Below are 12,888 nucleotides of genomic sequence, written 5' to 3'. Positions count from 1 at the left end.
TTACTTTTGAAGACTAATTTCATTTATACGAAGAACAGTTATATACTTCCTATGACCAGTTTTCCTACGGTAATTTTTTCTTCTTTTCTTCTTAAAGATTATAATTTTTTCCCCCCTGCACTGCTGCAACACTTCAGCTTTAACAGTAGCATTAGATGAATAAGATAAGCCATTATTTGAAATACAAATCACCTTATTGATTTCCACCTCTTTTTTTTCTTCAGCTTCTAACTTCTCTACCTTTATTATACTACCTTCTTTTACTAAATATTGCTTTCCACCAGTCTCAATTACTGCAAACATGATAAATATAAATTATTGTTATTAACTTTAATCGTAAACGATGTCATATACGCTGTCAATATAAATAAAAAGCATGACTTAACGTTCTTTTTAAGCTATCTAAACACTTCTATCTTTCTTCACCCTTTATCTACTTTTTCTCAGACAGTAGACTTCTTGCATAACCTAAGCAGAAAAAAGGCAAATAGTTATTATAGCTCTAAGTTTACCGACACCGTCATTCAAGTAGCCCCTTCTCCTGTCATCCGAGTAGCTGACACTGGTTTACCTTATGATGATGTCATGAAAGTAGCTGACACTGGAATCCAGCCTTTTCATCCAAGACGGCAGTGCCTCCTTCTTCTGTCATCCCAGTGCTTGACACTGGGATCCAGGAAAGTTTGCTTGTGAGCAAGCAAACTAGCATAGAAAGTGGTTACAACATTTTCGATGAGATTATATGGAAAACTGGATCCCAGTGTCAAGCACTGGAATGACATCATAGGGGCTCGGGTGACAAAAAAAGGAGCACTGGAATGACACCTTCCTGCCCAATTCATGTTGCTATAAATATTTAAGAAATTTACTAAATGAAAAAAAAGGCAAAAGAAGCCCTGGGGTTATTATCTGCTTTAAAATATTGGCGTTTTTTATGTTTTAAACGCTTGACAAGCGAGATTCAGCCGCTTTTAATTGCAACTAACTTACGCTGCAAATGTTTAAGAAATTTACTAAGCAGAAAAAAAGACAAAGAATCCCCGAGTTAGCTAGTCTTTTACTATCTCTGTCGAGTATTGGCATTTTTTGATGTCTTGTAACGCTTTATAAGCGCGTTCAGCTTATTTAGATAAAAATCTAGATGTAGATGAAGTTTTGTAAAGACATACAGTATCTATATACTGCAAAAAATTGAACATAAGACGCCGATACATTAAGTAATCCTTACCTTTTAATCTGCAGATTGGCGAAAGCAAATACAATAGCTTCACTGTTATGATAAGGGGGCTGGCGAAGGGTGTCAAGGAAGTTTTTCGTTTCTGCGGGCTACCTGGATTAATATTATATAGAAAGTCTGCTGCCAATAAAGCCTAAACTTACCAAATACATTTCTGTAGATTCAGATCTACTTGACTTTGGTTTAAAGTATTTTACTGTTTTAAACATTTTTTTTAGCTCGTTACAAAAATCTTTATCAGATTCTCCTTGGAAAATTTTTACTACAAACGTGCCACCATGGCTCAAGAAATGCTTTGCAAAATTGAGCGCTGCCTCACATAAAAGCATAATTCTGATATGATCCAACGATTTTAAACCACAAGATTCGGGCGCCATGTCAGATAAAATTACATCAAATTTTTGATCCTTGAATTTTTCTCTTAAAATTTCAAACTCATTGATAATATCACATTGTATAAACTCTACTCCATTAATTGCGTTCATTGGTTTTATGTCAAGAGCAACCACATTTGCACCTTTCTGAGATGCAACTTGTGACCATCCACCAGGAGAAGCACCAAGATCAATAATTTTTTGCCCTTCTTGGAATAATTTAAATTTGTTATCCATTTCTACCAGCTTATATGCTGAGCGTGACCTATAACCATCCTTGCTAGTTTTTTGCACATACTGATCATTCAAATGACGATGTAGCCACCTTGTTGAAGATAGTTTTCTGCCTCTAGCCGTCTTTACTCTAGTTTTTATTGCTAATACCCTACTTATTATTGATTATATCTTTAAGCTCTTTTTCAACTACTTCTTTTACCAGTGCATGTAGATATTTATTCAGCCATTCTGAGAGCTGAGGTTTTAAAAGAGATGTAACTAATTCTTCAACAGTAAGGTTCGCTTTTTTTTGTTGTTTATGCTGTAATTCGTTTTGCATTTTTCCAAGCAACGCTTTGATCTCTTCCATATTCTCTTTTAAAATTAGATGATCGTTATTTTGCGCTTGTAAGCCGCTATTACTCGCTTTGTTATTACTCATTTGGATATTATCGTACAAATAAATATCTTTTTTTTCTTCTGAATTGTAGCTATGGCCATTAAATTGGTTATTGTTGCAAGCCATTTCCTCACTTTGGTCATCATTATCAATGTCCTCTTTTTCATTATTTTCTTTTTTGCCATCTTCTTCTATTTCTTCTGGATACTCTTCCTCAAGGTATAGCACATCATCATTTTCATCCTTTATTTCTGCTTTATCGTTACTCGCGTTTTTACCCGATATAGCTTTTTTTATATCTTCTAGGATATCTTTTACAGATTGATTGCCTTGTTCATCATGCATAGTGCTAATACCATTAAATTTAGAGGTCTATACTATTTATCATAAAAAGCAAGTTGTAAACACTAATCACATAATTGCTTTTTGCTTCAACTAAGTCTGAACGTGCTTTAAATAATGCATCTTCAGTGTCCAAAAGGTCAGATGTACTCTTTAAATTTAAGTTTACTTCTTGCTCAACTCCTTCCAATGCTAGAGCTGCTGCTTTTTCCGCTTCTTGACTTGCTTTGATAATGGCCTTTGCTGTCAACACATTATTCCAAGCATTTACAACTGCTTGTTCTATATTTTTTACCGTTTCATAATAATCGTAGGTAGATTTTTTTGCATCCATTTTAGCTTTACTGACACCAAAAGCATTAACTCCTCTCTTAAAGATTGGAACATCAAGAGTAAAAACTACATGAACATTTTCTAATAGTTTGTCTACCTTCATACCATCCTCCCCAAAATTTTTGCTTGCACTTAGATTTAAAGAAGGAAGCCACTTGGAGCTTTCAGCAATCACTTCCATTCCGGCTGCTCTTTTTTGATAAATTGCTGCTTTTAGAGATAAATTATTGGTTTTTGCTAACTGTAAACATTCATTTAGCTCTGGAACAGAAGGTAGTTTATCATTAGCTTCAGAAAGGTCATCAGCATCTTCGCCAATCAAATGATAATAAGCAATATTTACCAACTTTAATTTACCTTCAGCATCAACTCTTTCGGATATAGAAGACGAAAATTTTGCTTTTGCTAACAAAACTTCAGCATTGGTTACCTCTCCAAGGGAAAAGCGTTTTTTCATAGCTGACAAATGTTCCAAAGAAACGCGTTCTTTATGTTCTCTGAGCTTTAATATTTCTGTCTTTTGTAAAACATTAACATATGCTTTCACAGCATTAAGTGCAAGCTCTTGTTTTAATTGCTGAAATCGCATCTTTTCTGCTTTGAGAAGATGGCTTGATCGACTGAATGTGGCAAAGGTACCACCGCCATCGATTAATTTCTGGCGCAATGTAAGTTTTTTTTCAGATGTATCAAGATTAAAGTTACTATCGAAATTGTATTGCAAATTAATGTCAGGTAAAAATCCAGCTAACCCAGAAGATTTATAGTGTTTTTCTGCGCTTTTATATTGGTAAAATTGAGACTTTATTTTTGAGCTATTTTTGATGGCTTTGCTTATCACTTCTCCCACATCGGTTGCATAGCAACTTATAGTATTAAAAATGATCGCAAGTGTGATAATCAATCGAAACATTCTAATTCCTATGCATATTGGTTGCGCAGCTCAATTACTAACATAAATTACTTTAATAATCAATAACTAATATTGTTGACACTATTGAGAAATTAAGTATATCATAGCTTACTATTGTTGGATCAAATAATGAAGACTTTTTTCTTAAAGGAGAAACAAATCAATAAAAAGTGGTTTGTCATAGATGCAGAAGGATTAGTGGTAGGGAGGCTTGCAGCATTTGTAGCGACACTATTACGTGGAAAGCATAAACCTGAGTATACACCTCATATGGATTGTGGCGATAATGTAATTATTATCAACGCAGAAAAGGTGCATTTCACCGGAAAGAAGCTTAAAGATAAAATTTACTATAAGCATACAGGTTATTCTGGTGGTTTGAAGAAAACTACTCCAGATAATATTTTAAATGGCAAATTTCCTGAGCGTGTAATAGAAATGGCAGTGAAAAGGATGCTTGATGATGGGCCTATGGCACGTAGACGCTTTGAAAATTTGTATGTTTATTCTGGTTCAGAGCATAAGCATCAAGGACAGCAACCTGAAAAGATAGATTTTGCCTCTTTGAATCGTAAAAATAAAAAGTAATGGAGTAAAAATGAAGAGTTCTACAATAAATAACAATGATTGGTCAGAAAAGACAATTAAATCAGCAGTTGATTCGCTTGGTCGTTTATATGCTACAGGCCGAAGAAAAGAATCTGTAGCAAGAGTATGGATAAAGCCGGGGAGTGGAAAATTTAGTGTTAACAAAAAAGGCGATCTAATTTCTTATTTTAAAAGAGAGTCAGTGTGCCAAACAGTAAAAATGCCATTTGTTGCAACCTCTATGTTAGATAAATATGATGTATTTGCAACTGTAAAAGGTGGAGGGCTATCTGGTCAAGCAGGTGCTCTAGCTCATGGAATAAGCAGAGCTTTAAGTAGCGTAAGCCAAGATTTGCATTCTATATTACGTAATGGTGAGTTCTTAACTAGAGATTCACGTGTTGTTGAACGTAAGAAATATGGTCAACATAAAGCTCGGAAAAAGTGTCAATTTTCTAAGAGATAGTTATTTTATAGTGGTGTTTTTTTGTAAGTATTATACAAATATTTGCAAAAATGTATGATATCCTCTATTTTTGTGATGAATTTAGTTGACTATCGGTGTCAACATAATATGCTATTTATGTGATTTTTTCAATATTAAGGTAATTTATGAGTAAAGAAGATATAATAAAACAATTAAAGGAAGATTGTTCTAGTCAGAATATAGATATAACAAAATCTGATTTGAGCAAGATTCATGATGCGTTTATTAAAATAATAAAGAATGAGCTGCATGGGAAAGGTGAAATACGTTTGCATGGAATAGGAACATTTTCTACTGCTATCAGTCAGGAAAAACAATGTCGTAACCCCCAAAGTGGTGAGATCATGACTGTTCCTAAAAAGACAAGGGTAAAATTTAAAGCAAGCCAAACTCTTTTAAGTATTTTAAATGAGAAGGAAAAAGCAGCAGTTAGTTAGACATTGTCATTTTCATTGTTTTTACTACGCTGTGTAAGCCGTAAAATACAGCTTCGCTAATTAAATAGTGGCCTATGTTAAGAGCTGAGATGTGAGGTATTCTTGTCATCTTCTTAGCGTGTTTATAAGTTATGCCATGTCCTGCGTGGCATTCTATTCCTAATTTATTGACGTACTCTGCAGCATTAGTAATTAACTGTAACTTTTTTTCTGATGGATTATCACAGTAATCCCCTGTGTGAATTTCTATTATGTCAGGTTTTGTCCCTAGCTTTTCAAGATATGTTAGTTGATCAATATTTGGATCGATAAACAGTGAGACTTTTATGCTAGAGCTATGCATTTCCTCTATTATACTAGAAAGTTTACTGTGCATATTCACGATATCCAGGCCACCTTCGGTTGTTAATTCTTCTCTTTTTTCTGGTACTATACTAATCGAATAGGGTTTTACCTTTTTTGCTATTTCAAGCATTTCTTCCGTGGCTGCAATTTCAAGATTTAACTCAGTGCTAATGCTTTTTTTTAGGTTAAATACGTCTTCATCTCTAATATGCCTTCTATCTTCTCGTAAGTGTACAGTAATAAAGTCTGCTCCAGCGTCAATGGCTATTTCTGCTGCTTTCAATGGATCTGGATAAGAAGTTCCGCGTGCGTTGCGGAGGGTTGCAACGTGATCGATATTAACACCTAGTTTCACAATCTACCTCAGAAATTATTTATAGATTATACATGTTATTAGTTTTTTTGCATAGTCATTGTTTGACCTTACCCAGAAAAAGTAGAGAGAAAGTTAAGACGTTTTTGGAGTAAAATAAAACGTTTTTTCAAAATATGACAAATAGAAGAGAATATACAGCAGAATTCAAATTGGAAGCTGTTAAGCTGACAAATGAACAAAGAAAGGCAGGTCAAACAATTACAAAAATAGCAAGAGATTTAGGAATAAAGGGTGGTTTATTAGGAAAATGGATAAAGAAACACAACGAAAAAAAGTCGGCAGCAGATGCATTTCCAGGTAGAGGTAACATGGCTCCTTACGACAAAGAGAGGTTTGATTTACAAAGCAAAAGTAACAAGAGAAAGAGACATTTTAAAAAAAGCCCTGGCCAGTCAAAAAGAGTAAAATATTTTTTTATATAGTAACTGCTATAAAGTACAGGAATTATGTAGGATTTTCTGCTAGTGGCTACTATAAGTGGACTACAAGGAAAATAAGCAGTAGAGAATCAGCAAATAAAGAGTTATTAGCAGATATTCAAAAAATATATCAAGCTTCTAAATGTAGATATGGAGCTCCTAAAATTCATGCTGAATTAAAGGCTTTGGGTAAAAGTTGCAACTTAAAAACAGTGCAAAGTATTATGCAGAAAAATGGTATTCAGGCTATATTGAGAAGAAAATTTAAAATTAAGAAACAACAAACGGACAGTAGCTCCCAATATATTAGACCAAAACTTTATTGTCGATCAACCAAATAAAGTATGGGATTACTTATATAAAAACCAAAGAAGGATGGCTATATTTGGCAACAATAATCGATCTATATTCACGCATGGTAGTTAATGAGCAGTTCAATAAATAAACAATTGGTTATGGACTCTTTATTAATGGACGTTAACAAGCGTAAACCTGTTAAAAATCTACTGCTGCACAGTGACCAAGGTTCACAATATACTGCGCAAGGGTATCAATATCTCTTAGCTGTAAAGAATATAGATGAGTAATAAAGGCTGTTGTTACGACAATTCTGTTGCAGAAAGCTTCTTTAGCTCATTGAAAAGAGAAATACTTATTGATACTTCACAACACTCTGCTCAACAAACTAGAACTGCAATATTTGAATACATAGAAATTTTTTATAACAAACAACGTCACTATTAACTATTGCATTCCAGAACAATTTGATGCATCATTCTTTTTGTAAAAAACATTCCACACTTTCTCTCCACTTTTTCTGGGTAAGGTCAGTTGGATTTTCACCAATTGTATTCTAAACGCTTACTTGGCGCACCCATAACAAAAATGCCTGAAAAACGTTAATAATTATATACTATTATTAATAATTATTCAACCATATTTTAAGCTTACAATTTTGAGCTTAACTGACGCTTATGGATAGGGGCAACTCTATCACCCTGTGTTATGTTTATTTTCTAACGGACGCTGATTTTTGTATCGTAATTTCTTGCTATAAATTGGTTATATAAGAGCTGGCTTCTAAAATTTTATAACCCTAATTTGAATTAACAGACAGTAGAATCGAAAGATTATTATAAGGAGAAATCTACACAGATCGACCCTTTTGTGAATCTGCGTTTCTGCTTTCTTCAACTTGTTTTGCAAAAGATGTTTCCTGTTTCTGAAGTGGTTTAGCAATTTCATGCACAATAGCAGCAACCGCTGTTAAAAACGTTTTTAACAATGCACCTAAAGCTCCACCAACTGCTTCCCTGCCATGTATATGAGCTTGCTTTTCGTTATCGTCAGCAGTTTCCCCTGCCCTCCTTCTTGGATCCATCCTATGAGCAATCACCGAAAACAACACTCCCCTGATTGAAGACTTCACTCGTTTCTTTGCTTCATCATCATGTGCTGTTTCATGTCCATGACTTAAGTGTTTAGCGTTCATTAGCTCCTTTTGTTGCTGGGCAAACATGCTACTTAATACTTCTTCTATCGCTTGCTTCCTTCTTTTCTCTCTAACTCTTTTCATAGATTCTGATTTATCGCGAGTATGCTTTGTGGTTTCAAATTCTGCATCAATATCTTCAGACGCAGCCTGACTATATAAAGTCTCTATGAGCCTGTCTATGCTTCGCTTTATTTGCATAGTCCTTTCGTAACTATCTAAATTATCAATTCCTTCGTCGATCTGATTTAGAATATCCTCAAAAACTTTCAAATAGTCTTGAATATACTGTATTATGTATTGCTTATCTTTCTCTTTGTGTTGTTCTTCTTGATTTTGCTGATTTTCATTTTCTAAACTTCTCTCTCTTTTATCATCGTTATTTTCTTCAATATTATCACCGTCTTCCTCGAAAAGGTCTTTGTCGTTCATGATTTTTTTTAATTTAGTTAAAATTCTCACCAGTTACTATTGTATATGAAAAAATTAAATTAACATTAATGAAAAGCGTTTACAACTTCAGCACTCGCTAAAATTACAGTAAAACTGTCAAAAGCAGCGGGGTCATAATACCTCTCATACAGTTCAACTGAGCACCTAAGCCTTATCTTTTCCTTAGCCTTAAAACTAATTTCATAATCATTATTAGAGTTTAGCATAGCAGAATTACGTAATAATTCATCAGCTAATACAGAGTCTAAAATTCCATTAATTTTTATCGTAATATGTCTGCTTCCAGCAGAATCCAATACTTTTCTCCAGCCAAAAGAAGAAATATCTTTTACCTCTTCTCTGTTATTACGCAAAGTAAACCTTAGGTTTCGTATATTATTTAACACAATAAAATTATTGTCATGATCTTTAATTTTTAGCTGTAATTTGCTCATTATCACCTCCTTTTATTAAAATATCAAAATTAATTGTTGAATGTAAAATTTCATCGTGCTGATCCATAGCACAATTACTTTCTAAAATGACCTCACTACTAAAACCTTCAATGCTCTTAAGTATCAAGTTAATATGCCTTATAATGGCAAACATACTGTCTATATGATAAGTATATATGTCGCATGAAAATCTTGCCTTTGTAGCAAAATTGGACAGCATATGCAGGTTGCTATAATTCACTGCGCGCAATCTCAGGTAAGGAATGGTGACCTGTTTAGGTAAGTAGTCATAAATGTTAGTAACATATTTTCTTAAATCAGAATTTGCCTTTAGTGCTGCATAAATGCTATTGTACAACTCATTTATAGCTTGAATTTTTTCCATAATGAATCCTCGTAAAGATATATAGCTAAAACATAAGCAGCATTTCCCGATACAAACTCGTCATCCCGCTGCTTGTTAGCGGGATCTATCCGTAACGGTATGACGTAGTAGCCCAGTTTGGATGACAAGAAAGAGCTACAACACAACCTTTGGTTCGCGAAACGGAGAATATACCTTCTTCACTTCAGATAAATGGCTACTTACCTCCGATTCACGATTTTTGTAAAGAGCAGAAACATGCCGCATAATACCTAGTTTTATCTGCTCAGGAACATTGTCATAGCCAGCCTCGTATACAACATCAACTCTTATTGCATTCAAACAATTGAAAAACTCAACGTAGCCCCCTACATCACTAAAATAATACTTAAGTGTTCTCTTCTCTTGATTTTTAGACATCATTGCAGTAGCCAATACTATCTTACTCACAGGGCCATAGCTTAAATAGATCCTACGAGATACATAATCTTCATATGAAACTTGCCATGTTTGCTTTACTAGTGACTTTTCCATATGCCACTCAGCATAATCAGTTGCCATAAAAATTAGATCTGAAATCAACTTATCATCCTGGTTGTTCTCAATACGTAAAAAAGATTTAACCTCTTCTAAAGTAACTGGAAAAGATTCAGGCTTAGATTTGCGTTGCACAGATATTCTTGGTGAAGTAGATCTTATTGACATAATAACCCTCCTTTTTGATATAGCTAGAATAAGTAAGGTTTACCTCGTGATAGCATGGGGCAAATCTTACTTACTTTAGCTATGCAGCTTGCATGCAACATTAAGTTAGATTGGCGCAGCAACAACTCTGAGTGCTTTATCGTATGAATATATTAAGAAGAGAACGTATTAAAGCTGTTTCTCCTTTTTTGTTGATAAAATTTGAACTTATAGCATATTCAACTAGGCTAGATTTTAGTAGATTGACATTTTGAGAATGAATATTATTGAAGGTGGAGTTTAACTCTTTAGCAAGCAGACTGCGAAATTTCTGCACACTGTCATATGCGATGTTCTCAAGTTCATGTGCAAATTTATCTTGAGCTATAGTTGTTATATCTTCAATTTCCTTATTAAACTCCTCTAGCTTTTTTCGTTATTTTTAAAATTTTTCGTAAAAGTTTTCATATCAATTAAACTCAACTACTATTATGATTATAATGACAATGAAAAACTACCGAAGTAAAAAATTCACACTACTGTGTAACTTGCAAATACTTTTTACTATAGCTAAAGTGGCTTAGGTTTACCTACAATTTGAAAAACAACAAATTCGTCATCCCGCTGCTTGTTAGCGGGATCTATGCTAAGAGATACCGTGACGGTATGACGGTTCGCGGCGGTATGACGTAGGACTGCTGGGAAACCTTTATTGGGTTAGTTATAGATTCCAGTACAGCTACTTGCATCTGCCACCTGCAAACTGCAATGTTCGTACAGATGTAGGTGCTAAGTTTTACAAACACCGTTGTGCTGAACCTTGAATATTCACTTCTTTCAATTCAGTGTCAGGAGCGATGGGTTTTGATATTGTGTATGTAATGCCACCGGCTATCAGTGCAGATACCACAGAAGCTGCAACTATTAATAGAACAGACAATCCGGAAGCAATACTAAGAGCAGCACCTACTGCTAACATAGCTGCAAGGCTCGCGTAGGCAACTTTTGGGGAAAATTGTCTTTTTCCTACTTTTTCTAGTGACACTTCATTTGTTTTAGTTTTGCCCAGTTCACCCTCAAGTGGTGTGTTTTCATTCTCCAGACTTTTTATTTTTTGTGTTAGTGATTCATTCTCTTTATTGAATTGTTTCAACTTAGTCTCATGTCCAACTATGCAACTTTTTGATTCTGCTAGTTCCTTTTGCGCTTTTTCTAACAACACTTTTGTTTTAGAATGCTTATTTTCGTTTTCTTCTAATTCGCTATTAAGTGTTGTGTTTTCATTTTTTAGATTTTTTATTTCTTGTCTTAGTGATTCATTCTCTTCATTGAGTTTCTCCAGTGTGTCCAGCCTAGCTCCATGTCCAGTGATATAACTTTTCAATTCTGTTAGTTCCTTTTGCGCTTTTTCTAATGGTACTTCGTTTTTTTTAGTTTTTGTTTTTTCTAATTCACTATTAAGCGTTGTGTTTTTACTTTCTAGATCTTGTATTTTTTGTTTTAGCAATTCATTCTTTTTCTGCTCATCCTTTAGCTGAGTACGTAATTCTTTTAACTTAGCTTTACGTTTTTCAACCTTTTCTGCTTTTTCTGGAGTTTCCGTTGCGTTGTGTGTTTTGGAATGAGAAAAGGTACTAGGTACAACCTCAGATGGCTGATCACACATACTGTTTAGTCTATCTATTAGGTCTTCATCCTTTATCAATGAGCGATCTGCTCCATATTTTATCAAAAGTTTTGCTAATTCTTTATTGTCATTTGTAACAGGAAAGTATAAAGGGATATGTTCATCTTGATCTTGTGCATTAACATTTGCTCCATTATCTATTAGATACTTTGCAATCTCTACATAACCATGCACAGCAGCATAATGTAAAGGGGTATGTTTATCTCTATTTCGTGCATCAACATCTCCTCCATGTTTTATCAAAAGTTTTGCTAATTCTTTATTGTTATCTGCAACAGCCCAATGTAAAGGGGTCACGCCATCTTTATCTTGTGCATCAATGTCTTCTCCATTTTCTAATATAGATTGGCCTAAAGCTTCAGATCCATCTCCATCAAAACATATTCCACTGTTGTCACTACTACTTTTATTTAAAAAGGTCTGTTCCCCATTATATGTAGTATACTGCTCTGGATGTTGACTGTGCAAGTCATTATGTTCTATGCGCTTCTGATTATTGGCAAGTCTTTGTTCTGCCTCTTGCAACTTTTGCGCCACAGCATCTCTTTTAGCCAGTTCTCTTTCTAATGTATCATCTACTTTGTTTATATTGTTTTCATTAGTGATTGAGTTTGAAGAAGTCTGTTCATCCTCATCTTGTACATAGATTTTTCTGCTGTTTGGTGTAATTCCGTTGTTCTCTTTCTGATCTCTTGCGTTCCATGCTTGCACTGCAGCAGTTATTTTATTTCCGCCCATAGCTGAATCTCCTGGAGTTTTATTATTAGGCTGCGGTAAAGTGCCTTGTCTATAAGGTTGTCTTCTCGTAGCTCTTGTCTCAGCATAACGTTGTTCTCCTTCCTCTAACATTTTTATTATAGCCTTTTTACCTTTTACATCACCGACAATATCCCTTGGAGTTCGGCCTTGACTATCTTTTAGTAAAGGATTTGCGTTATTGTTCAATAAAAGCTGAGCTATCTCTTGATGACCATGCAAAGCAGCAATGTGCAAAGCAGTTAGCTTAGACTTAGCTTCATCAAGTTCATATATTGGTTCATTAACTTTTGCTTCCTTTGCTAGTAGGAGTTTTACTATTGGTACACTGTTACATTCCACAGCAAGATGTACCAACATATAATTTACAATTTTGTCTGAATCTAATATACTGAACATCTTATCTATCTTCAAATTGTTATAAGTGCTATATACTATTGAGTCTGCATCTCTTAGCTCACTTCCTATTCTTTCAAGTAAATTATTCTCATTTAAACCTTCACTCTTGCTTACCTCATTTATTATTTCAAAAAAACTTTTTCTTTTCCATT

The 12,888-nt window shown here is 34.3% G+C and carries 14 protein-coding genes and 2 pseudogenes; 5 read left to right on the top strand and 11 right to left on the bottom strand.

The genetic code is table 11. From position 1 onward, the window contains the following. Nucleotides 1-303, bottom strand: a complete 303-nt coding sequence (rplU, locus tag OPR39_RS02935; protein ID WP_265039030.1) for a 50S ribosomal protein L21 — start codon at nucleotides 301-303, stop codon at nucleotides 1-3. Between the two features lie 329 nt (nucleotides 304-632). Between rplU and OPR39_RS07335 the strand changes: the two genes are divergently transcribed. Then, on the top strand, nucleotides 633-779 hold the full coding sequence (locus tag OPR39_RS07335) for a hypothetical protein (protein WP_265039028.1): 147 nt from the start codon (nucleotides 633-635) through the stop codon (nucleotides 777-779). A gap of 562 nt (nucleotides 780-1,341) precedes the next feature. Here OPR39_RS07335 and OPR39_RS02925 read toward each other — a convergent pair. From OPR39_RS02925 to OPR39_RS02915, 3 genes are all read right to left on the bottom strand, one after another. Then, nucleotides 1,342-1,920, bottom strand: coding sequence for an RlmE family RNA methyltransferase (locus OPR39_RS02925; RefSeq protein ID WP_015588787.1), 579 nt, complete (start codon nucleotides 1,918-1,920; stop codon nucleotides 1,342-1,344). Between the two features lie 76 nt (nucleotides 1,921-1,996). After that, the gene (locus OPR39_RS02920; RefSeq protein ID WP_010082598.1) at nucleotides 1,997-2,572 is read right to left on the bottom strand and encodes a PopZ family protein; all 576 of its coding nucleotides are present in this window, start codon (nucleotides 2,570-2,572) and stop codon (nucleotides 1,997-1,999) included. Nucleotides 2,573-2,591: 19 nt separating this feature from the next. Continuing rightward, complete coding sequence (locus tag OPR39_RS02915; RefSeq protein WP_265039026.1) at nucleotides 2,592-3,815, bottom strand: TolC family protein; 1,224 nt, start codon at nucleotides 3,813-3,815, stop codon at nucleotides 2,592-2,594. A 129-nt stretch (nucleotides 3,816-3,944) separates the two neighbouring features. Here OPR39_RS02915 and rplM point away from each other — a divergent pair, with 129 nt between their 5' ends. The 3 genes from rplM (at nucleotide 3,945) to OPR39_RS02900 (ending at nucleotide 5,327) form a co-directional block, all read left to right on the top strand. Beyond that, nucleotides 3,945-4,403 (top strand): 50S ribosomal protein L13, encoded by a 459-nt coding sequence (gene rplM, locus OPR39_RS02910; RefSeq protein WP_010082596.1) that lies wholly within the window; start codon nucleotides 3,945-3,947, stop codon nucleotides 4,401-4,403. A gap of 10 nt (nucleotides 4,404-4,413) precedes the next feature. Beyond that, on the top strand, nucleotides 4,414-4,869 hold the full coding sequence (gene rpsI / locus OPR39_RS02905; protein WP_007548415.1) for a 30S ribosomal protein S9: 456 nt from the start codon (nucleotides 4,414-4,416) through the stop codon (nucleotides 4,867-4,869). Nucleotides 4,870-5,015: 146 nt separating this feature from the next. Then, the gene (locus OPR39_RS02900) at nucleotides 5,016-5,327 is read left to right on the top strand and encodes an HU family DNA-binding protein (protein ID WP_006279876.1); all 312 of its coding nucleotides are present in this window, start codon (nucleotides 5,016-5,018) and stop codon (nucleotides 5,325-5,327) included. On the opposite strand, the gene OPR39_RS02895 is transcribed toward OPR39_RS02900, so the two are convergent. Further along, the gene (locus tag OPR39_RS02895) at nucleotides 5,320-6,027 is read right to left on the bottom strand and encodes a pyridoxine 5'-phosphate synthase (protein ID WP_141456804.1); all 708 of its coding nucleotides are present in this window, start codon (nucleotides 6,025-6,027) and stop codon (nucleotides 5,320-5,322) included. The two genes, OPR39_RS02900 and OPR39_RS02895, sit on opposite strands and share 8 nt — an antisense overlap. A 134-nt stretch (nucleotides 6,028-6,161) precedes the next feature. Between OPR39_RS02895 and OPR39_RS07440 the strand changes: the two are divergent. Beyond that, nucleotides 6,162-7,254: pseudogene (locus tag OPR39_RS07440) on the top strand (IS3 family transposase). A 360-nt stretch (nucleotides 7,255-7,614) separates the two neighbouring features. Here the strand turns inward: OPR39_RS07440 and OPR39_RS02875 are convergent. The 6 genes and pseudogenes from OPR39_RS02875 to OPR39_RS02855 all read right to left on the bottom strand — a co-directional run bounded on the left by OPR39_RS02875 (nucleotide 7,615) and on the right by OPR39_RS02855 (nucleotide 12,736). Continuing rightward, nucleotides 7,615-8,391 (bottom strand): hypothetical protein, encoded by a 777-nt coding sequence (locus OPR39_RS02875; RefSeq protein ID WP_265039023.1) that lies wholly within the window; start codon nucleotides 8,389-8,391, stop codon nucleotides 7,615-7,617. A gap of 65 nt (nucleotides 8,392-8,456) precedes the next feature. Next, nucleotides 8,457-8,846, bottom strand: coding sequence for a phage tail tube protein (locus OPR39_RS02870; RefSeq protein WP_174516995.1), 390 nt, complete (start codon nucleotides 8,844-8,846; stop codon nucleotides 8,457-8,459). Continuing rightward, nucleotides 8,821-9,231, bottom strand: coding sequence for a tail completion protein gp17 (gene gp17 / locus OPR39_RS02865; protein ID WP_015588822.1), 411 nt, complete (start codon nucleotides 9,229-9,231; stop codon nucleotides 8,821-8,823). Before gp17 ends, OPR39_RS02870 begins: the two co-directional genes overlap by 26 nt. A gap of 135 nt (nucleotides 9,232-9,366) precedes the next feature. Further along, nucleotides 9,367-9,915, bottom strand: a complete 549-nt coding sequence (locus OPR39_RS02860) for a head-tail connector protein (RefSeq protein WP_265039021.1) — start codon at nucleotides 9,913-9,915, stop codon at nucleotides 9,367-9,369. Nucleotides 9,916-10,051: 136 nt separating this feature from the next. Then, a pseudogene (locus OPR39_RS07115) lies at nucleotides 10,052-10,362 on the bottom strand (ECH_0659 family protein). A gap of 328 nt (nucleotides 10,363-10,690) precedes the next feature. Further along, nucleotides 10,691-12,736, bottom strand: a complete 2,046-nt coding sequence (locus tag OPR39_RS02855) for an ankyrin repeat domain-containing protein (protein ID WP_265039019.1) — start codon at nucleotides 12,734-12,736, stop codon at nucleotides 10,691-10,693. Between the last annotated feature and the right edge of the window lie 152 nt (nucleotides 12,737-12,888).

Source organism: Wolbachia endosymbiont (group A) of Yponomeuta plumbellus (genome assembly GCF_947251575.1).
GTDB classification, from domain to species: domain Bacteria; phylum Pseudomonadota; class Alphaproteobacteria; order Rickettsiales; family Anaplasmataceae; genus Wolbachia; species Wolbachia pipientis.
The sequence above is the reverse complement of the archived record's forward strand: the minus strand, read 5'-3'. Positions and strand labels throughout refer to the sequence as shown.

Coding starts and splice junctions, on each gene's coding strand:
- rplU (WP_265039030.1), bottom strand. CDS start 303: ATGTTTGCAGTAATTGAGACTGGTGGAAAGCAATATTTAGTAAAAGAA.
- OPR39_RS02920 (WP_010082598.1), bottom strand. CDS start 2,572: ATGCATGATGAACAAGGCAATCAATCTGTAAAAGATATCCTAGAAGAT.
- OPR39_RS02915 (WP_265039026.1), bottom strand. CDS start 3,815: ATGTTTCGATTGATTATCACACTTGCGATCATTTTTAATACTATAAGT.
- rplM (WP_010082596.1), top strand. CDS start 3,945: ATGAAGACTTTTTTCTTAAAGGAGAAACAAATCAATAAAAAGTGGTTT.
- rpsI (WP_007548415.1), top strand. CDS start 4,414: ATGAAGAGTTCTACAATAAATAACAATGATTGGTCAGAAAAGACAATT.
- OPR39_RS02900 (WP_006279876.1), top strand. CDS start 5,016: ATGAGTAAAGAAGATATAATAAAACAATTAAAGGAAGATTGTTCTAGT.
- OPR39_RS02875 (WP_265039023.1), bottom strand. CDS start 8,391: ATGAACGACAAAGACCTTTTCGAGGAAGACGGTGATAATATTGAAGAA.
- OPR39_RS02870 (WP_174516995.1), bottom strand. CDS start 8,846: ATGAGCAAATTACAGCTAAAAATTAAAGATCATGACAATAATTTTATT.
- gp17 (WP_015588822.1), bottom strand. CDS start 9,231: ATGGAAAAAATTCAAGCTATAAATGAGTTGTACAATAGCATTTATGCA.
- OPR39_RS02860 (WP_265039021.1), bottom strand. CDS start 9,915: ATGTCAATAAGATCTACTTCACCAAGAATATCTGTGCAACGCAAATCT.
- OPR39_RS02855 (WP_265039019.1), bottom strand. CDS start 12,736: ATGTTCAGTATATTAGATTCAGACAAAATTGTAAATTATATGTTGGTA.